The organism is Dietzia kunjamensis (genome assembly GCF_045689975.1).
Lineage (GTDB): Bacteria > Actinomycetota > Actinomycetes > Mycobacteriales > Mycobacteriaceae > Dietzia > Dietzia kunjamensis.
This window is the reverse complement of sequence record NZ_CP143297.1, coordinates 2632824-2651533: the sequence shown is the minus strand read 5'-3', so window position 1 is coordinate 2651533 and position 18710 is coordinate 2632824. Positions and strand designations below refer to the sequence as shown.

Here is an 18710-nt window from a genome sequence, read left to right as displayed (position 1 = left end):
GACGGCCATTCGGGCCGCTCACGCACCGGATGCTCAAACTTTCTTGTGCTCGGCGCCCATAGTGCCCGTGTGATCTGCAACACATACTGGGGCGCGGCGTCCCTCGCGCCGTACAGAACGAGCGCTCGGACGGGCCCCCCGGGCGAACCACGAACGACCAGGAGTGCCGATTGAACACCGCCAGGATCGTCGAACCGGACATCCCCCAGACCGCAACCCATGACCCGCTGTTCAGCATGAGCGACATCGACGTGCGCTTCGGCGGGATCCGCGCCCTCAGCGGCGTCTCTCTCGACGTGCGACCCCGGACAGTGCAGGGCGTCATCGGCCCCAACGGCGCCGGCAAGACCACCCTGTTCAATGTCGCCTGCGGTTTCATCCAGCCGAAGGAGGGATCGCTGTCCTGGAAGGGGGAGCCGCTCGCCCGCCTCCGCCCACATCAATTGGCAGGGCTCGGCATCTCCCGCACACTGCAGGGCCTGGGCCTGTTCGAGAACATCTCCGTACTCGAGAACGTCATGGTCGGGCTGGACCGGCACGCCCGGTCCGGGTTCTTCGCGGGGCTGCTCGGCGTCGGCCGCAGCAGCCGCGAGGAACTGGCCCTGCGCGAACGGGCCATGAGCATTCTCGAGGAACTGGGGATCGACGCCCACGCCGACCGGCTCCCGTCGTCGCTTCCCTATGCCATCTGTAAGCGCGTCGCGCTGGCCCGCGCGGTCGCGGTCGAACCGGAGTTGCTGCTACTCGACGAACCCGCCTCCGGGTTATCCAACGCTGAGATGGACGAGCTGGGCGACCTCATCCGCGCACTCAGCGACCGGATGGCCGTGATGCTCGTCGAGCACCACATGGACCTCGTGATGGCCGTGTGCGACGAGATCGTCGTGCTCGACTTCGGCCGCCGGATCGCCCGCGGCACCCCGGCGGAGGTCCAGAACGACCCGGCCGTCGTCGCCGCCTACCTGGGCGAGACGGTCGGAGACGAGGACGCCGCCGGATCCTCCCCAGAGGACGGTGAGTGAGCAGTGCTGACCATCGAGGACCTCACAGTCGACTATGGCCCCGCGACCGCGCTGCGGGATGTCGGCTTCACTGCCGAGAGCGGCCGGATCACCGCCGTGCTCGGCGCCAACGGCGCCGGCAAGACGACGCTTCTGCGCACCATATCCGGGCTCGTGCGCGCCCGATCCGGACGGATCACCCTGGACGGAGAGGACATCACGAGGCTTCCGGTCGAGGCCATGCCCCCGCGTGGGCTCTCACAGGTCCCCGAGGGCCGCGGCGTCATCACGGAGCTGACCGTCGATGAAAACCTCCGGCTCGGCGGGATGGGACGCGCTGACCGGTCGAAGCCCGCGGACATCGAGCGCATTTACCGGATGTTCCCCGTGCTGAGCGACCGCAGAGACGCCCAGGCGCTCGTCCTGTCCGGAGGCGAGCGTCAGATGCTCGTCATCGGGCGCGCCCTGATGGCCACCCCGAAGATGCTCCTGCTCGACGAACCATCGCTCGGGCTCGCGCCGCGCGTCGTCGCCCAGATCTTCGCGACCCTGCGCCAGCTGTCCGTCGAGGAGGGGCTCACCGTCCTGCTGGTCGAGCAGAACGCCCGCTCCGCGCTCTCCATCGCCGACCACGGGGTGGTCCTCAACCTCGGCTCCGTCGTGGTTCAGGACGACGCCTCCGCCCTCGCCGCCGACAGCACCCTCCGCCACGCCTACCTCGGTTTCTGACCGGGCGTGCCGGAAGCGACCATGAAAGACAGGAGCCTCACGTGCACCAGTTCGTGAACATCGTGCTGAACGGATTGTCGCTCGGGATGATCTACGCGGCCTTCGCGCTCGCGCTGGTCCTCATCTACCGCGCGACCCGGATCATCAACTTCGCCCAGGCCCCCATGGCCATGGTCTCCACCTTCATCGCCCTGACCGTGATCGATGCGGGGGGCTCGTACTGGCTCGCCCTGGCGGTGGCCCTGGTCTCCGGCTTCGTGCTGGGGGCCGTCGTGGAGCGCGTGATCGTGCGTCCCGTGGAGGGCAAATCCCCCATCAACGCCGTCATCCTCACCCTCGGCCTCTTCACCGCACTGCATGCTCTCGCGGCGATCGTCTTCGGGTCGGACTTCCGCTCCTTCCCCGCGCCCTTCGGGATGCGGGGCTTCCAGGTAGGCGAGCAGACCTTCGCACTGACGGGCTTCGGGATCTACACGATCATCTCCGTGCTCACCGTCATGGTTGTGCTCCTGTTCCTCTTCCAGCGCACCACGCTCGGTCTGAAGATGCGCGCCTCCGCCTTCAATCAGGAGATCGCCCGGCTGCTGGGAGTGCGGGTCGGGCGGATGCTCACCCTCGGTTGGGCACTGGCCGGCACGGTCGGCGCACTCTCGGGAGTGCTCATCGCGGGCGGCAACTTCATCCACCCCGCCTATATGGACGCCGTCGTCGTCTACGGCTTCGCCGCCGCGGTGATCGGCGGACTCGACAGCGCCGTCGGCTCCGTGGTCGGTGGCCTCGCCCTGGGCATCGTGTTCAGCATCGTGGCCGGCTACGTGGGCAGTCAGCTGCTACCGCTCACCGCCTTCGCGGTCCTCATCGTCGTCCTGCTGCTCAAGCCGGACGGCATCTTCTCCCGCACCGCCACGAGGAGGGTCTGACACATGTTGAAAGCCCGTACCCCCGCCCTCGCGCCCGTCCTGGGCCGCGCCCGGCATCGGCTGCGCGCCTCCCCCTTGCTGCGACATCTGCTGCTGGCCCTCGTCGGCCTGCTCCTGGTGGTCCTCGTGATCGAGTCCGTCGGCTCATTCCGACATGTTCAGCTGGCCACCATGGCCTATACCGGAATCGCCGCCGGCGGGCTGAGCCTGCTCCTCGGGCTGTCCGGGCAGCTCTCCCTCGGCCACGGCGCCTTCATGGCGATCGGGGCGTACACCACCGCTCTGCTCCTCCAGGACGCCGACCGGGCGCTGCCGCTGCCGGTGGTGCTCCTCATCGCAGCGGCTGTCACGATCGCGGTGGGCGCGGTGATCGGCGTGGCCGCCGCCCGGTTGCACGGTCCGTACGTCGCCGGCGTGACGCTGGCCCTGGCGGTCGCCGTGCCGGGCATCGCCCTCTACTTCTCCGAGAGTCTCGGTGGCGACCAAGGCCTCAACGTCCGAGTCCCGGACGTACCGGTCTGGTTCGACAGCGTCATGTTCTTCATCACGGGGCAGGAGATCACCTCCTCCAAGTACGTCGCCTATGTCGGCTGGTTCGCGCTCATCGGGGTGTTCTTCCTCCTGGCCAACCTGGCCGCCAGCCGGACCGGTCGGCGGTGGCGGGCCGGCCGTGACGACGGCGTGGCCGCCGAACTCGCCGGGATCAACGTCGGTCGGGATCGGGTGGTCGCCTTCGTGGTCTCGACCGGATGCGCGGGCCTGGCGGGCGGTGTCATGGCTCTGGTGGTCCGGCTCACGGCACCCGCCGGGTTCGGCCTCACCCTCTCGCTCGCACTCCTGGCCGGCGTGGTCATCGGGGGGTTGGGCTCGCTCACCGGCGCGCTCGTCGGCGCCGCCATTCTGACGTTCCTGCCCCAGCTGACGACCAACGCAGGCCTCGGTCTCGGACTGTCCGCCCTGCAGGCGGCGGAACTGGCCACTCTCGCCTACGGCCTGACCCTCATGATCGTGATCCTCCTCGCGCCGCGCGGGATCGTCGGGTCGATCCGTGCCCGCCTGCGGGCGGGGCGAGAACGCCGCGCAGCCGCCCGCTGATCCCGGACCTGACCCCGTGATCGCGACATCGTCCGATGACACCGTCCGACTCGAACACCTCTTCCGAACCCTCACACAAGGAGCACAAGTCCGATGAAACGTAAGTATCGACTCGTCACCACCGTGACGAGCCTCGTCCTGACCGCAGGCATGGTCACCGCGTGCGGGGCCGGTGGGCGTTCCGCCGACGGTGCCGGCGACGGCGCGACCGCCGAGACCGGGATCACCGAGGAGTCTGTCAAAATCGGCGGACACTTCCCCCTCACCGGCGTGGCCGCACCCGGCTACAGCCAGATCCCCGTCGGAGCGACCGCGTACTTCGACTACGTCAACGCCAACGGCGGCGTCCACGGTCGGCAGATCGACTACCTCTACCGGGACGATGCCTACAATCCGACCAACACCAGCTCGGTCGTCAACGAGCTCGTCCTCCAGGACGAGGTCTTCGCCATGGTCGGTGGCGTCGGGACCGCGACGCACGGCGCCGTGGTCGACTTCCTGAACGACGAGGAGGTGCCCGATCTCTTCGTCTCCTCGGGCTCCCTGCAGTGGGGCGACCAACCCGAGGACCGCCCCTGGACGTTCGGCTGGCAACCCGACTATGAGGTCGAGGCGAAGATCGCGGCCCAATGGATCAAGGAGAACCACCCGGACGCCCGCGTGGGCATGCTCGTCCAGGACGACGACATGGGTCGCGACGGTGAGGCCGGAGTCCGGCGGATCATCGACGACCAGATCGTCGCGGTCGAGCGCTACACCTCGGGCAACACCGACATCGTGCCCCAGATGACCAACTTGAAGGCCTCCGGGGCGGACTTCGTCATCGGATTCACCGTGCCGGCCTACTCCGCCCTCAGCCAGCTCGCGGCTCAGCGTCTCAATTACGACCCCGACTGGTTCTACGCGTCCATCGGTGGCGACACCCAGCTCGTGGGCCAGCTGCTGTCCGAGTTCTCCGAGGGCGCGGTCCAGGACGGCTCGACCATGCTCGACGGCGCCTACACTGCCGACTACCTCCCGACGACCGAAGAGCCGGACAACGAGTGGACCCAGTTGTGGCAGGACGTGTGGGCGGAGCACGGCGAGGGCGAGCTGACAAACTTCCACATCTACGGGATGTCCTACGCCTACACCTTCGTTCAGGCACTTGAGGCCGCCGGCCCTGATCCCACCCGACAGGGCATCGTCGACGTCCTCGAGGAGCGCGGCAGCGAGTTCGAGGGCCCGCAGCTCGCACCGTTCCGCTACTCCGAGGACTCCCACCTGGGCATCTCGGGCGTGGCGATCTCGGTGGTCCGCGGTGAATTCGCAGAGCCCATCTCACCCACCTACATCACGGACATCGGCGACGCCCCGATCGAGGAGGTGGACACGCCACAGGCCCCGCCGCCGGCCAACGGCATCCCCGGAGCCGCAGAGTAAGACCGAGGTCCGCGGCATCCATCCACTTGTCGCTACCGGTCCGGTCCGCCGAGCGCGCCGGGCCGGTAGCTCGGGGCACCACCCGCAGCCCGCCGACCTGGCGGGTTGCGGGTGGTTGCTGTCGAGACCGGTATTAGGGTGTGTCCATGCTCGACGACAACAACGCCGAGTTTGCGGTTCCCGGGCTGGTGGATAGCGAGAAGCTCGGACACCAGCCGCAGACGGCTCGCGGTAAACGGACGAGGGACCGTCTCATTTCGGGTGCCCGTACCGTGTTCGAACGCGACGGCTTCGTGGAGTCCAGGCTCGTCGACATCGTCACCGAGGCACAGTGCTCGATCGGCAGCTTCTACACGTGGTTCGACAGTAAAGAAGAGATCTTCGCCGCCGTCCTACACGAAGCGCAGAACGACATGCTCCACCCGGGAACCGGGAGGATCGAGGAGACCGACGACCCGGTCGCGATCATCCTCGCCAGCAACAGGGCGTACTTCGAGGCGTATAAGCGGAACGCCAAGCTCAACCAGCTGCTCCAGCAGGTCGCCGCGGTGGACCCGCGCTTCCGTGCGATGCGCAAAGCGCGCACCGATGCGTTCGTGACGAGGAATGCGAGGGCGATCGCCGACCTGCAGAGGCGCGGTCTGGCAGACCTCAAGGTCGATGCCAGGCTCGCCGCCATCTCGCTGTCCGCCATGGTGGGTCGGCTCGCGAGCGAAGCCTTCGTCTTTGGTACCGATCACGATATCGATGTGTTGGTCGAGACCGCTACGCGATTGTGGACCAACGCGCTGGGCCTCACCACTCCCGAGCTCGGGAGGCAGTCGGAATGAGCGTCGCGTCCTAGCGGGTGATGTTGACCCCGCCGTCGACCACCAGGGTGCTGCCGACGACATAGTCGCCGGCATCGGAGGCGAGATAGATCGCCGCGCCCGCCATGTCCTCGGGTTTGCCGATGCGGCCGGAGGGGATACCGGTTCCCACCTCGTCGGCGTTGTCACGGGCGTTCTTGTTCATCTCCGATGCGAACGCGCCGGGCGAGATCGCGCTGACGATGATCCCCTCGGGCGCGAGTCTGACGGCCATACGCTTGGTCAGATGGATGACCCCGGCTTTACTCGCCTGGTAGGAGTACGTTTCCCAGGGATTGAGGGACATCCCGTCTATCGAGGCGATGTTGATGACCTTCGCGAGGTGGCCCCCTCGGCGGTGTGCCTCGAGAAGCAGGTCGTGTGCCTTCTGCGTGAGAAAGAAGGGCGCCTTGACGTTGACGTTCATGACCTTGTCCCACCCGGACTCGGGGAACTCGCCGAACGGCGCACCCCACGCCGCCCCGGCGTTGTTGACCAGGATGTCGAGATGGTCTTCGTGTGATCGGAATGCGGAGAGCAGTTCCTCCATTCCGTCGAGGGTGGAGACGTCGGCCGGGAGGGCGACGCAGGTCCCGAACTCCGACAGTTCGCGCGCGGCGGTCTCCGCGGCCTCGGCCTTCCGCGCCGAGATGTAGACCCGTGCGCCCTGTCCGAGCAATCCCTCGGCGATCATGCGACCGATCCCCCGGGAACCGCCGGTCACCAGCGCGACGCGGCCTTCGAGTGAGAACAGGGACTTCGGATCCATAACCGTCCTTGGGGTCGGGGTGGGGTGGGGTCGGGGTGGCAACCGGCTCAACAGACGCGGCGCCGCGCAACACTCCGGACGCTAGCGGAACCTGAAGTCGGATTCAACAATAATGTGAATCCGGGTTCGGGTCCTTTGTTAGCGTCCGTGGAGACAGTCGTCAGAGTCATTTCCACGGAGCGCCAGGAGTTGCCATGCCCACGTACTCGAAGGAAGTCCGACTAGCGCAGCGCCCGGAGGGTTATCCGGATAGCAGCACCTGGGACGTTGCCGAGGTAGAGGTGCCCGAGCCCGGACCGGGCGAGTTCGTCGTTCGTGTCGAGCTCATCTCGCTCGATCCGGCGATGCGGGGCTGGCTCAACGATGTTCGTTCTTACGTGCCGCCGGTAGGGATCGGTGAGGTGATGCGCGCCCTTGCAGCCGGAACGGTGACCGCCTCGAAGCACGACGGCTACGCGGTGGGCGACGTCGTCAGCGGCACGTTCGGCGTGTGCGAGTACGCCGTGTCCGACGGGGCCGGGGTGTCGCGGCTCGATCTCGACCGCGCGCCCATGGAGACGTGGCTCGGTGCGCTCGGGATGCCCGGGATGACGGCGTACTTCGGGCTCACCGACGTCGGTGCCGTCTCACCCGGTGACACCGTGTTGGTGTCCGCCGCCGCCGGTGCGGTCGGAAGCATCGTGGCGCAGCTCGCCAAGGCCAGGGGGTGCCGGGTCATCGGCGTGGCCGGTGGACAGGAGAAGGCGGAATGGCTGCGTGGTCTCGGCCTCGATGCGGTCATCGACCGCCGCGAGGGAGATCTGCTCAAGCAGGTACGGACAGCGGCTCCCGATGGCGTGGACATCTACTTCGACAATGTGGGCGGAGAACTCCTCGACGCCGCGCTGGCGAACCTCGCTCGCGGTGCGCGCGTGGTCGTGTGCGGCGCGGTTTCCGCGTACAACGAGGAGTCCCTGCCCGAAGGTCCGCGGCGCTATATGTCGCTCCTGGTCTTCCGGGCGCGGATGGAGGGCTTCGTGGTCTTCGATTACCGGGACCGCTACGGGGAAGCCGTCGACGCGATCGCCGGACTCATCGACGAGGGCCGGTTGGTCGCCACCGAAACCGTTCTCGACGGGGGTGTCGAGGCCTTTCCCGAGGCACTGCTCGGCCTGTTCGAGGGCGTCAACACCGGCAAGCTCCTGCTCAAGGTCTGAGCCGGTTCACCTAAAGAGAGAGAGGAGACTCCATGCGTGCTGTTCAGATCTCGACCCTTGACGGGCCCGACGCGGTCGGCGACGAGGGGCGCATAGCTCAAGCCGTCGCGGGATCGTGGTGCTCCGACATCGCGGTCCGTGCCGCGGAGGAAGCGCTGCAGTTGCACGGCGGAATCGCCATGACATGGGAGCACTGGGTTCATACCAGGCTCAAGAGGGCGAAATCCGACCAGTTGGCGCTCGGTACTCCGGACGCGCACCGGACGGATCTCGCCTCGCTTGTCGATCTCACCGCGTGACTTGCCGAAAGAGCGCCCCGGGCCGTGCTCGGGGAGGCGCCGCATCGACAGGAGCGTGTCGACGGCGTCCGCCGAGCGTGCCAGACCGTCCCCGCGTTCCGCGCGCCGGCACGACCACCAGCCCAGCCCCGACCGGCGGTTCGTCGTGTACCTCGACCCGGTGGGGCATCCGTTCTGCCTGTGCGAGGAGTATGGCCGGGCAGGTCAAGCGCCGCCCACCCGTCACCGACTGTCCGGGCCACCTCTCGACCGCAGCCACCACACCAGCCCGCTCGTGGAGCTGAAGAACAGCGCCCGCGACTGCAGGCCCGTGGGGGCGCGGAAGCGGTCTTCGTGCACGTTGAACCGCAACAATCGGAAACGGTCGGTGTCCGGGCGGTTGATCCCCTCGATGGTGGTCACGGCGCTGGAGAAGCCGGCGGCGACGACCGTCGCGACGTCACGGCCGCCGAAGTCGGTCGGCCCGCCGTTGGGGTAGGCGAAGTGCCAGGGACGGCCACCCAGTTCGGCGGCGATCCGGTCCCGCGAGCCGACGATCTCCGCCTCGGCCGTGGCGTCGTCGGCGTTGGCCAGGATCGGGTGGTGCACCGTGTGGGCCCCGATCTCCACCCCCCAGCGGTGCAGGCGCCGCACGTCATCCCAGCTGAGCATGTCCCCGACCCGCAGCGGTACGTCAGCGCCGAGCGCGGCCAGCACCTCGGCCAGGGCGGCGTCGAACCGGGCGAAGGGCACAGACTTGAGCACTGCAACCAGGCGCTCGAGCGCCTGCTGCCGGGCGCCGGGGGAGTCCAGCTGCACCGCGTCCGGCCCGAGGAGCTCCACCACGACCGAGTCGTGGGGGCTGTGTGCGATCGCATCGGACAGGGCATACGGCCACAGGGTCGCGCCACCGATGTGGCCGGTGGTCACGTACAGCGTGGCGGGCACGGGCGCCCCCAGGGCCGCGAGTGCCTGGAGGTTGTCGTGGTAGCCGTCGTCCACCGTGATCGCGTACCGGGTCCCGGCGCGGCCCGCATCCAGCGAGCTGAGGCCGGAGTCCAGGTCCACCAGCAGCCCCCGGTCGCGGCACCACGCAGCCATCCGCCGGAACGTCCGCGGCGTGACGGTGATCGGGTGCGGGTCCGGCACCTCGCTGAACCGGTGGAACATGAGCACCACCAGACCCGGGCCCTGCCGCCGACGCACCAGCTCGTCCACGCCCAGGTAGTGGCCGGCCAGCGCGAGGAGATACACCGCCCAGGCACGCGGCCGCCACCACTGCGCCTCCCGCGGGGGAAAGACACCGGCTGCAGGGCCGGGCTCCGCAGGCCCGGGCCCCGCAGGGGCGGCGGCCGGCGGGTCGACCCGGTCGAGGAGTCCGAGGAGCGCCGCCGCGCTGCGTCGGAGCTCGAACTGCTCCTTGATGAGCTCCCGGCCGGCGCGGCTCATCCGCAGGGTCGCATCCGGATCGGTCGCGAGCTGCTCGACGGCCCGGGCCAGGTCCGCCGGATCGCCCGGCTCGGACAGCAGCCCGGTGTGGCCGTCCACCACGATCTCGCCGATGCCGGACAGGCGGGTGGAGACGGTGGGCACCCCGCTCGCCAGCGATTCCATCAGGGCCACGGGTAGTCCCTCCATCTGGCCGTCCGCGGCCATCACGCTGGGCAGGACGAACAGGTCCGCCGCGGCCAGCGCCGCGGCGACCTCCGACTCCGGGCACGAGCCCCGGAACCGGACCCGGTCGGCGATACCCAGCTCGCCGGCCAGGACGCTCAGCTCGCCGCGCAGGGGACCGTCCCCGATGAGGTCCAGCTCAAGGCGCGCCGTCGCCGGTCCCGCCACGGCCATCGCCTCGAGCAGGTGCCGGTGCCCCTTGTACTCCTGCAGGGACGCCACGCACAGGGCGCGGATCGGGCCGGTCTCGGGCAGCCGGCGCGGGCGGAACTCATAGCCCGCGGTGTCGATGCCGCAGTGCACCAACTCGATCGGTGCGGCCGGGCCGAGCAGGCCGCGTAGCATGTCCAGATTGTGCTGGGAGATGGCCACCACGAACTGCGCCTCGGCGCAACGTCGGGCGAGGCCGGAGGTGTCCACGTAGATGTCGTGCGCGTGGGTGGTGACGCTGTACGTGACCCCGGTCAGCCGGTGGCAGGCCCACGCGGCGAGCAGCGGGAAGGTCGCGTAATGCGCGTGCACGTGGACGCCGCTCGTGCCGGCGAGATCCCGGGCGTGCGCAGTGGCGACCAGCAGGGTCGCGAGCGCGCGCAGCAGCATGGCGGGGGAGCAGCGGAAGTCCACCGCGACCGCGCCCAGCAGCCGCGCCAGGGGCCCGAACCGGTGGCGCAGCGCCCACCCCAGGCCGGCGGCGACATCGCGCGCGCCCGGCCGCCACGCGCGGCCCGACCAGCGGGCCGCCACCGGGTGCACGGTGGTGTCGGGGGAGGCGAACAGGGACCGGATGGTGCCGATCGGGGCCCTGGCCCTGGCACCGTCACCGGCACTCGCGAGCGCGTCGATCTCCCGGACGATGAACGTCTCCGAGGTGCGAGGGAAGCGCGAGACCAGGTAGTCGATGCGGGTCGGGGTCATCGCGCGGCCTCGCGGTAGATCTCCACCAGGTGCTCGACCCACACGCGGGCGGAGAACGAGGACCGGATCCGCTCTGTGGCCGCCGCGCCCATCGCCTCTCGCAGCTGCGGGTCGTGGGCCAGGCGCAGGAGCTGCTCGGCCATTGCCGCCGGGTCGGCGGGCGGGCACAGCAGGCCGGTGACGCCGTCGTCGACGATCTCGCCGATGCCGCCCACCGTCGTGGCCACCACAGGCCGGCACGTCGCGCCGGCCTCGATGAGCACGGTCGGCAGGTTCTCCACCAGTGAGGGCAGCAGCACCACGTCCGCGGCGCGGTACACCGCCGCCATGTCCGTGCGGACGCCGGCGAACACCACCTCCTCGTCCAGGCCGTGCTCGCGCACCGCGGCCCGCAGCACGGGCTCCTCATCGCCGCCGCCGACCAGCGCGAGCACCGCGCCCGGTTGCTCCGCGACGACGCGCGACCAGGCCGCGATCGCGTGCGGGATGCCCTTCTGCTCGCGGAACGCTGCGGGCAGCACGGCCAGGAACCCGTCGCGGCCGCCGCTCAGTTGCGCCCGCACGGCCGGGTCGGCCGGTCCGGGCTCGTAGCCGGAGACGTCGATGCCGTTGTGCACCACCCGCCAGTTCGCCGGCGGGCGGCCCGCGTAGTGCAGGTCGGCGTAGGTGTCCAGGGAGGCGCGGGAGGCGAACAGTGCGGCGTCCGACCGGGTGGCGGCGAGCACCGCCAGCCGTTCCTTCAGCCGGGCGCGCCCCTCGAACACCGGGGCCAGGGTGTGGAAGGTGGTCACCACCGGCCGTCGGGCCAGGCGGGCGGCGGGCACACCGAGGGTGATCGCCGTCGCCAGGTGGGCGTGGACCACGTCGTACCCTCCGGCACGGATGAACCGGACCAGGCGCGGGACCGCGTCCGGGCGCAGCAGGCGACGCATCCCCACCGCGCGCGGCGTCAGGCCCGCGGCCCGGTACTGCTCTAGCAACCCGGGCGCGGCGTCCTCCATCGGGACGAGGCTCACCAGGTCCACCTCCACGCCGGCCTCGCGGGCGGCGGCGGCAAAGGGGATGAGCAGGGTCTCCGCGCCGCCGAGCCGGAACCCGTCTATCAGTACGAGCACCTTCATCGGGTCTCCCCCTCCAGCAGCTGCAGTCGGTCCCACGGGATCTGCTCGAGCCCGTCGTAGTCCCAGTCCAGGCCGGCCTGCCGGTACACGGCGCCCGGGTAGATGCCGTCGGCGTCCGGCGCGAGCTCGAAACTGATGCTCAGCGGCGACCCGCCCCGGTCCACCACGTAGCCGCCGTACCGCTGCATCGCCCGCGCCACCGCGAGGTGCGCGGCGGGCAGGCCTAGGGCGTCCAGGTCGAGGGCCGGGTCCAGCCGGAGTCGCGAGCCCTGCGGTACGCAGTCCGGGCGGTCCGAGCGGCCGTCGGTCTTGATCGCCGGCGCCCGGTACATGCGGGCGCACGTGTTGTCCGACTGCAGGACCAGGGCGTGCCCGATCTCCCCACTCTTGATCTCGGCCACCCGCACCACGCCTGCCAACCGGGAGGCGCCCGCCCCGGTGGCCGCGCCACCCCACCCGCTGCCCGCCAGGGGGGTGATCGCGCCGAACGAGGTCACCCACCCCGGCACGGTCCGCACGGCCTGCCAGAACTCGTACGATAATTGCGCCGCTTCGTCCACCAAAACCATCGCGCCGTCGGAGCCGGTGTGCGGCCGGGCCCCGTCCGGGATCGGCGTGTCCACCCCGTCGAAGGGACAGGGCCCCCACTGCGTCCGCAGGCACTGCACCCGGTACCGCGGGGTGTCGGCGGTGACGGTGTAGACGGGGATGCCAAACTCCACCAGCCCGGCGTAGACCCGCCCCTCGCCGGTGAGGTGGGCGGTCACCAGGTCGCTGGCGGGGTCGACCCGGGCGTCGGCGGGAACCGGGGTGCGAAACGGGCTGTCGGGGGCGAACGGCTCCGCCGCCGTCGCCCGGTGGGCAGGCTCGGAACCCGCCCACATCGCCGCGGCCACCGCGAGCGCTGCCACCAGCGCGAGTGCGACCCCGGCCACCGCCGCCCTGGCCGGCCACCGGGGCCTCGTCGTCGTCACCGGTCGCTCCCGGCGGTGACGCACCGGTCCAGCGCCTCGGACACCAACCGCGCCGCGTCGTCACCGGTCCCGGCCAGCTCCTCCTGGCCCCGCGCGCCCAGGCGCGCGGCGAGGGCCGGGTCCAGCAGCAGGCGCTCCAGCGCCCCCGCCAGCGCCAGCACCGCACCCGGGGGCACGAGCAGCCCGGTCTCGCCGTCGCGGACCGCCTCGGCGAGGTCGCCGACGTCGGTGCTCACCACGGGGCGGGCGTGCGTGTATGCCAGGTGGATCACCCCGCTCTGGCTGGCGCGCAGGTACGGGGTCACCACCACCCGCGCCGAGCGGATCATCCCCGGCACATCGGCGGCGTCCACATACCCGGGGCGCAGGTCCACCCCGCCCACCCGGTGGGCGAGCGAGGTGACGGTGGCGAGGTCCAGGTCGGCGCTCACCGCTCCCGCCACGACCAGCCGGGCGTCGGGGACGGCCCGGCGCACCTCGGCGAACGCCTCGAGCAGCTGCTCGAGGCCCTTGTAGCGGGTCCAGGTGCCGAAGAACAGGATCTCCGGGCCGGTGGCGGCGGCGGAGGCGCCGGGGTCGTGGTCGCCGAACGCCTCGACGGGCCCGTGCGGGATCACCACCACCTCGCCTCGGGGGCGCCAGTTCTTCAGCACTTCCCGGCGGGCGGAGGTGCCCAGGACGTACACGATGTCCATGCGTCGCCACGCGGCGGCGAACGCCGCGCGCAGGGCCCGACCCTCGCGCGGGGTGCTCGTGTCGCGGGCGTCGGAGCGGGGGAGCGGCTCGTGGGCGACGATCCCGTAGGTCGACCGCGGCAGCAGGCGGGTGATGGCCACGACGAACAGGGGCTCGAACGCAAAGCGCCAGTTGGACCACAGCACCACGTCGGGCCGCAGGCGGGCCAGGGTGGCGGCCAGCACGACCCACGCGGCGACCAGCCGGGCCGCGCGGGTGCCGCGGCGCACGAGCGTCGCGGCCCTCGTGACAGCAGCGCGCGCCGTCCCCGCCGAACCGGGCGACCCGGGCGGCCCGGCAGTGTCGGGCGACCCCTCGGCCGGATGCCAGGTGGGCAGCACCGAGCGGATCTCCAGGCCGGGGACGCTGGTGCGGATCTCGGGGTCGGGGCCGGTCAGCAGGATCACGTGCTCGCCGCGTTCGGCCAGCGAGGTGCCCAGGCGCACGGCGAACTGGAAGAGGCCCCCGGACGGTGAGAACTCCACCAGGACGATCGTTCGTGACGTCATGTAGTGCTCCTCGGCTGTGGGGGTAGTGGCGCTGCGGGTGTGGGGGTGCGGCGACGCACGACGATCCAGCCCAACGCGCCCGCGCCCGCGGCGGCCGCGGCACAGGCGGCCAGCGCCGCGGGGGTGAGGTGACGCTCCGGGGTGACGGCCGGGTCGCCCAGGGCCACGACCCGGAACGTGGAGGTGAGGCCTAACTCCTCCAGCCGGGCGCGGGCGGTGCCCTCGGCGGCGACGAGCAGCGCGCGGGCGGCGTCGGGGTCGGCGGCGGTGGCGTCCACGGTCACCAGGCCGCGCACGGGGTCGCCGCGGTACCGGGTGTCGGGCGTGCCCGGGTCGACCAGGGCGGCGAGCGTGGGCATGACGATCTCGCGGGAGCGCACGTCCATCGGCCAGGCGGACAGCGTGCCGGGCGTGCTGCGCGGCGTCACCACCAGCTGCGTGGTCGCCCGCGCGCGGTCGGTGGCAAGCGCCGAGGCGGTCCCGGCGGCGGCGAGGCCAGCCAGTGCCACCACGGCACCGGCGCCCGCGAGCCGGCGCAGCGTGCGGGGTCCGTCGATCCGCCTCGGGTGGGGTTCGGGGCGGCAGCACAGGGCGGCCGCGAGGACCGCGAGCAGCCCGAACGTGCGGAAGTAGGCCAGGTGGAGGAACACGCTGGCGATCGACCAGGCCACGAGCCCGGCCAGCACGGCGGCGGCGAGGCGGCGCTGGTCGAGGTCGCGGGTGGTGAGCAGCCGGTGCAGGACGAGCCCGCCGATGCCGGTGACGAGCACCGCCCAGCCGAGCAGGCCGAGCACTCCGGTCTCGGCGGCGAGCTCGGCGTAGAGGTTGTGGGTCGCGTCGGTGGGGTCGGCCACGGGCGTGGGCACGCGGTCGGCGTACTCGATGACGAGCCCGGCGTAGCTGCCCGCGCCGTAGCCGGTGAGGGGGCGTTCGATGAACATCTGCCACGCGATCTCCAGCGCGGCCGACCGGCCGAGGACCGAGGGGTCCACCCCGGTGGTGGCGTCCGAGCCCAGGTCCTCCACCAGTGACAGGAAGCGTTCCCCGATCCCCGGCAGCAGGGCCAGGCCGACCCCCACGGGCACGAGCCACAGTCCCCGCAGGCGCACGGCCCGGTCGGCCAGCACGAGGAATACCGCGATCCCCACCGCCGCCGCGAGGTACGTGCCACGGGACTGGGTGAGGTACATCCCCGCCAGCAGGGCGATCACCGCCGCGACCCAGCCGGAGGTGGCCGCCCGGTGCCGGTGCCGGTGGGCGCGCAGGGCCAGGGCGACCGCCAGCGGCAGCCCGATCACGAGGTGCCGGCCCCAGAAGTTGGAGTCGGGGAGGGGCCCGCCGAACCGCACCGTGGTGGTGAGCTCGCCGGAGGCCTGGGTGACCACCGAGAACCCGAGCATGTCCCACGTGCCGCCGGTCAGGGCGAGGTTGACCACCGTCAGCGCGGCGAGGACCGCCAGGGGCGCCGCGACGGCCGCCGCGACGCGCCACACGCTGTCGGTGGCGACGGTGAGGAGCAGGACGACGACGACGACGAGGACATCCACCGCCCGCCGGTCGACCGTCGTCACGGTGGCCGCGAGGTCGGTGGTGACCAGGAAGCTGAGCGCCTGGGAGGCGAGATACACCAGCAGCAGTGCGGTGAACCACCAAGCGGGCCTGCTGATCCGCGCCCTGGCCTCCTCGTTTCGCAGGGCCGAGAGCAGCGCCACGGTCACCAGCAGGAGCAGGGCCTGGAACACGCCGGGCACGCCGAGCCCGGCCGCGACGCCGGGCAGGTTGACGACCTCGGCCACCACCGCCAGCACGAGCATCGCCACCGGCCGGGCGACCGCGCACCACACGGCCACCGCCGCAACGGCTCCCACCGCCCCGGCGAGTGCCGGCGACAGGCCCAGCACCGCGAGCGCCGCGAATCCCGCCGCCCCGCCGCCCACCAGCGCGGCACCGGTCGCCACCCCCGTGGGCGTCGGCCCGGAGCTGGTGGGCTCTGGGCGGGTGGGCTCTGGGCGGGTGGGCACTGAGCGCGACTGGCCCGTGGGCGTCTGGCCCGTGTGCGTCGGGCGCGCGCCGGCCGCGGTCACGGCGGGCCCATCCCGGCGGCGGGGCCCTGCCCCGCGGCATGTCGTCCCGCAGCGGACTCCCGGGTCGAGGTGTGGGCGAGATCGTCGGCGGGCCGCCACTGGTCGGGTCCGCGGCCGACCTCGTCGTCGTCGCCCCCGGTCCCGGGCGTCCCACGGTCTGCTCCCGGGGCCCCGACACCCTCGTCCGCGGCACCATCGCCACCGGCTGCACCGCCACCGGCTGCACCATCGCCGCCCGCGGCGGGCCCGTCGCCGCGCCCGCGCCGCCCGATCGCGCTGATCACCAGCCCGATGCCGGCCCCCACCAGGGCGCCGGCGATGGCCGCCACCCCGACCAGTTGCGCCGGCGAGGCCCCGCGCGCGGTCTCCGCCGGACGGACGGCGGCCTCGCTGATGACGAAGGGAGCCAGGATCGTCGACGCCGACGTGCTCGCCGACCCCAGCACCGTCGCCAACGCGGCGTCGGAGGACGCCGCCGAACCGGTCTCCACGGTGACCTCGACGAGCGTGGTGTCCACCAGGGCGCTCGCCGAGAGCACGACCTCCGAGGTCGGCACGTCCAGCGCCCGGGCCGCCTCGACCGCCCACTGCTCGCTGCCGTAGATGGTCGCCGCGGTGCGGACCACCTGCTCCTCGCTGAGGACCTGCCAGAAGTCGGCCGCGAGGTCGTCGGGAAGGCCCGCCGCGGGGACGACCGCGACGGTGGCGGTCGATGCGTACCGGGCGGGGGCGTCCGCCAACGCGGTCCCCGCCCCGGCGCCGGTGAGTGCACCCAGCACCGTGGTGGCGGCGACGATCCAGGCGCGGCGTGTCCGTGACGTCATGTCGGGCTCCCTGTGGGTACGGCGCGCGTGCGGCCGGTCGTGGTGGTGCGGGCCCGCGACAGCAGCGCGGCCCCGGAGGAGAACAGGTCGGGGGCGGTCAGGCGCACGAGCAGCGGGTAGACCACGGCTCCGGTGCCGACGAGGACGGCCAGCTCGGCCGCGGGGTGCAGGGTGCCGGTGACGAGTGACAGCGCCCAGACGACGCCCGCCATGACCCCGGCCGCGGCCAGCGGACGCAGGATCGACGCGAGCAGCGGGCCCGCCGCCGTGCCGGTGACCCGGGTGACCGCCCACAGTCGCACGACCGAACTCACCAGCTCGATCGCGACCAGCACGCCGGCCACCGCGACCGCGCCGTGGCCAGCCGCCCACCACACGGGGACGGCCATCACCGCGAGCTTGCCGGCGTTGAGCGCGGTGAGGATCCCCGGCCGCCCGAGGGCCTTGAAGACGTCGCCGGAGTGGAACGAGGTGGCGTAGACGAGCGCGAACAGGCTGATCAGGGCCAGCATCGGCGCCGCGTCGGCATATCGCTCGCCGTACAGCGTCCGGATGAGCGGGTCGGCCACCACCGCCAGCCCCAGGGCCACTGGCGCGGTCAGGCCCACCACCCAGGCGACCACGACGCGGTAGTGCCGGGTCAGCTCCTCGGCATCGTCCTGCAGCCGGGACAGGGCGCTGAAGAGCACGTCGCTGACCACGATGCACAGGTTGAGCACGATGAGTTCCGGCACGCGGTAGGCCAGGGTGTACATCCCCAGCGCCTCGTCCCCGGCGCGCGCGCCGATCGCGAGGTAGTCGACGTTGTAGATCCCGTACGCGAGGAGCGTCACCGCCGACACCGGCAGCCCGAACCGCAGGAGTTCTGCGAAGACGCCGCGGTCGAAGCCGAACCGCAACCCGGCACCACCGGCCCGCCAGTACAGGGCCGTGGTCACCGCGACCCCCAGGATCTGGGCGTAGACCAGGCTCCAGACGCCCTGGCCCGCCACCGCCAGGGAGATCGCGGTGACGGTCTTGACCGCGGCCCCGGCCGCCTCGGGGACGAGTCGCGCCCGGAAGTCCAGGCGGCGCCGCAGCGCGGACTGGGGGACCACCCCGAGCGCCGAGATCACCAGGGCGACCGCGAGAGCCCGGACCGGCGACACGAGATCCGGCCTGTCGGCCACCTCGGCGAGGACGGGCGCGGCCACCACCAGAACGGCGACGGCCAGGACCCCGGTCACGGTGGTGACGAGCAGACCGGTGGGGGCGATGACGGACCAGGGGCGGCGGGACTGCACCACCGAGGCGCCGAAGCCGAGGTCCTTGACATAGTCGAAGAGGTTGACCACCAGCAGGGCGAAGGCGAACAGGCCGAACTCGGCGGGCTCGAGCAGCCGGGCCAGGACGACCATCATGATGAGGGTCGAGAACTTGCTCAGGGAGAACACGGCGTAGTTCCACGCGGACTGCCGCCCGGTGTCCGGGGTGGCGGCGGTGGACGGCTGATCCATGGGGCCTCCAGAACGCCGGCAAATACTGAGAAAATGCTGAGCACGTCAGGCGGTCGATGTTGTGTACTTACCGATCTCCTGCTACCGAATGATAGACCTTTTATGTAGACTCCGGGAAGA

15 protein-coding genes and 1 pseudogene are annotated in these 18710 nt (G+C 71.5%); 8 read left to right on the top strand and 8 right to left on the bottom strand.

Annotation, left to right across the window (positions count from 1 at the left end; genetic code table 11):
- Window positions 1-170: 170 nt before the first annotated feature.
- The 6 genes from VZF99_RS12450 (at window position 171) to VZF99_RS12425 (ending at window position 5997) form a co-directional block, all read left to right on the top strand.
- Complete coding sequence (locus VZF99_RS12450) at window positions 171-1022, top strand: ABC transporter ATP-binding protein (RefSeq protein WP_407334919.1); 852 nt, start codon at window positions 171-173, stop codon at window positions 1020-1022.
- A 3-nt stretch (window positions 1023-1025) separates the two neighbouring features.
- Entirely contained in the window at window positions 1026-1730 is a 705-nt protein-coding gene (locus VZF99_RS12445) for an ABC transporter ATP-binding protein (RefSeq protein ID WP_407334918.1), read from the top strand.
- Between the two features lie 41 nt (window positions 1731-1771).
- On the top strand, window positions 1772-2650 hold the full coding sequence (locus VZF99_RS12440) for a branched-chain amino acid ABC transporter permease (protein WP_407334917.1): 879 nt from the start codon (window positions 1772-1774) through the stop codon (window positions 2648-2650).
- A 3-nt stretch (window positions 2651-2653) separates the two neighbouring features.
- The gene (locus VZF99_RS12435; protein WP_407334916.1) at window positions 2654-3745 is read left to right on the top strand and encodes a branched-chain amino acid ABC transporter permease; all 1092 of its coding nucleotides are present in this window, start codon (window positions 2654-2656) and stop codon (window positions 3743-3745) included.
- 93 nt (window positions 3746-3838) lie between these two features.
- A complete protein-coding gene (locus VZF99_RS12430) occupies window positions 3839-5167 on the top strand; it encodes an ABC transporter substrate-binding protein (protein ID WP_407334915.1) in 1329 nt (442 codons plus the stop codon).
- 146 nt (window positions 5168-5313) lie between these two features.
- A complete protein-coding gene (locus VZF99_RS12425) occupies window positions 5314-5997 on the top strand; it encodes a TetR/AcrR family transcriptional regulator (protein ID WP_407334914.1) in 684 nt (227 codons plus the stop codon).
- A 10-nt stretch (window positions 5998-6007) separates the two neighbouring features.
- Here VZF99_RS12425 and VZF99_RS12420 read toward each other — a convergent pair whose 3' ends face one another.
- Window positions 6008-6784 carry a glucose 1-dehydrogenase gene (locus VZF99_RS12420; RefSeq protein WP_407334913.1) on the bottom strand — a complete coding sequence of 259 codons (777 nt, stop codon included), beginning with the start codon at window positions 6782-6784 and terminating at the stop codon, window positions 6008-6010.
- 194 nt (window positions 6785-6978) lie between these two features.
- Here VZF99_RS12420 and VZF99_RS12415 point away from each other — a divergent pair, with 194 nt between their 5' ends.
- Window positions 6979-7980, top strand: coding sequence for an NADP-dependent oxidoreductase (locus tag VZF99_RS12415; protein WP_407334912.1), 1002 nt, complete (start codon window positions 6979-6981; stop codon window positions 7978-7980).
- 53 nt (window positions 7981-8033) lie between these two features.
- Window positions 8034-8279, top strand: a pseudogene (locus VZF99_RS12410) (acyl-CoA dehydrogenase family protein); the annotation flags it as partial.
- Window positions 8280-8501: 222 nt separating this feature from the next.
- Here VZF99_RS12410 and VZF99_RS12405 read toward each other — a convergent pair.
- From VZF99_RS12405 to VZF99_RS12375, 7 genes are read right to left on the bottom strand one after another with little or no spacing between them, the layout of a single operon-like run.
- Window positions 8502-10847 (bottom strand): glycosyltransferase, encoded by a 2346-nt coding sequence (locus VZF99_RS12405; RefSeq protein ID WP_407334911.1) that lies wholly within the window; start codon window positions 10845-10847, stop codon window positions 8502-8504.
- Window positions 10844-11968 (bottom strand): glycosyltransferase, encoded by a 1125-nt coding sequence (locus VZF99_RS12400; protein ID WP_407334910.1) that lies wholly within the window; start codon window positions 11966-11968, stop codon window positions 10844-10846. Before VZF99_RS12400 ends, VZF99_RS12405 begins: the two co-directional genes overlap by 4 nt.
- The gene (locus VZF99_RS12395; protein WP_407334909.1) at window positions 11965-12942 is read right to left on the bottom strand and encodes a hypothetical protein; all 978 of its coding nucleotides are present in this window, start codon (window positions 12940-12942) and stop codon (window positions 11965-11967) included. The genes VZF99_RS12400 and VZF99_RS12395 overlap by 4 nt, the downstream gene beginning before the upstream one ends.
- A complete protein-coding gene (locus tag VZF99_RS12390; protein ID WP_407334907.1) occupies window positions 12939-14186 on the bottom strand; it encodes a glycosyltransferase family 4 protein in 1248 nt (415 codons plus the stop codon). Before VZF99_RS12390 ends, VZF99_RS12395 begins: the two co-directional genes overlap by 4 nt.
- Entirely contained in the window at window positions 14183-16207 is a 2025-nt protein-coding gene (locus VZF99_RS12385; protein WP_407334906.1) for an O-antigen ligase family protein, read from the bottom strand. The genes VZF99_RS12390 and VZF99_RS12385 overlap by 4 nt, the downstream gene beginning before the upstream one ends.
- A gap of 59 nt (window positions 16208-16266) precedes the next feature.
- Window positions 16267-17094 carry a hypothetical protein gene (locus VZF99_RS12380; RefSeq protein WP_407334905.1) on the bottom strand — a complete coding sequence of 276 codons (828 nt, stop codon included), beginning with the start codon at window positions 17092-17094 and terminating at the stop codon, window positions 16267-16269.
- A complete protein-coding gene (locus tag VZF99_RS12375) occupies window positions 17091-18590 on the bottom strand; it encodes a lipopolysaccharide biosynthesis protein (protein ID WP_407334904.1) in 1500 nt (499 codons plus the stop codon). Before VZF99_RS12375 ends, VZF99_RS12380 begins: the two co-directional genes overlap by 4 nt.
- Between the last annotated feature and the right edge of the window lie 120 nt (window positions 18591-18710).